Annotated in this window: 2 protein-coding genes; both read right to left on the bottom strand. The window is 56.3% G+C overall.

The genetic code is table 11. The annotated features are described in order from the left end of the window. On the bottom strand, window positions 1–356 hold a 356-nt coding region (locus tag J5224_RS33810; RefSeq protein WP_413544770.1), incomplete at its 3' end, for a sodium:solute symporter family transporter. Further along, entirely contained in the window at window positions 346–588 is a 243-nt protein-coding gene (locus J5224_RS33805; RefSeq protein WP_264629236.1) for a YhdT family protein, read from the bottom strand. The genes J5224_RS33805 and J5224_RS33810, both read right to left, overlap by 11 nt. Window positions 589–625: the final 37 nt, after the last annotated feature.

The following is a 625-nucleotide window of genomic DNA, read 5'->3' as shown; positions in this document are numbered from 1 at the left end:
CCATAACGGGCATACAGCATATCGTTCAGGGTAATGGCGTTGTAGCGCCGCGCCAGAATGGCGAATTTTTTCCCCAGAATACCGAGAGAAAGCAGCATGGTTGGCACTTGGATCACTGCCAACAGCACCCAGCCCAGGCCGTATTTATAGGCGGCACCCGGCCCACCGATAAACGAACTGGCGCTGACATAGGTGCCAATCAGCGTCATGGCGAGCACAAACCCACCCATCGAACGGCTACCGAGGAAATACTCGTTGAGGAAATTGCCTTCGCGGCGGCGCAGATAAGCGTAAATCGACAGCCCGAACACCAGCATCAGGTAGACGACCAGCGGCAGAATCACATCATTGTGCATCGTCGTCTCCCAATGGGATATCGCGGAACACCAGGTGCGTCATCAGCCAGCACAGCACGATAAACACCAGCGGCAGCAGCAGGCAGGAGAACTCAAACCAGCGCGGCAGCCCGGTCGGTCCGGCGGTATTGTCAGGCACGTAGGCGGTGACTATCCAGCCTACGAGGTAAAAGAGTGTCAGGAACAGTGCCCAGCGCGCCTCTTTGTGCGCTTGGGGGAAGCGTTTGTCCATGGTTTTTCCCTGTAAAGCAGTACCAGCAAGCAAAAAG

Source organism: Candidatus Symbiopectobacterium sp. NZEC135 (assembly GCF_025962695.1).
The sequence above is the reverse complement of the archived record's forward strand: the minus strand, read 5'-3'. Positions and strand labels throughout refer to the sequence as shown.

Excerpts from the sequence above, each read along its gene's own strand:
- J5224_RS33805 (WP_264629236.1), bottom strand. The coding sequence starts at position 588 with ATGGACAAACGCTTCCCCCAAGCGCACAAAGAGGCGCGCTGGGCACTG.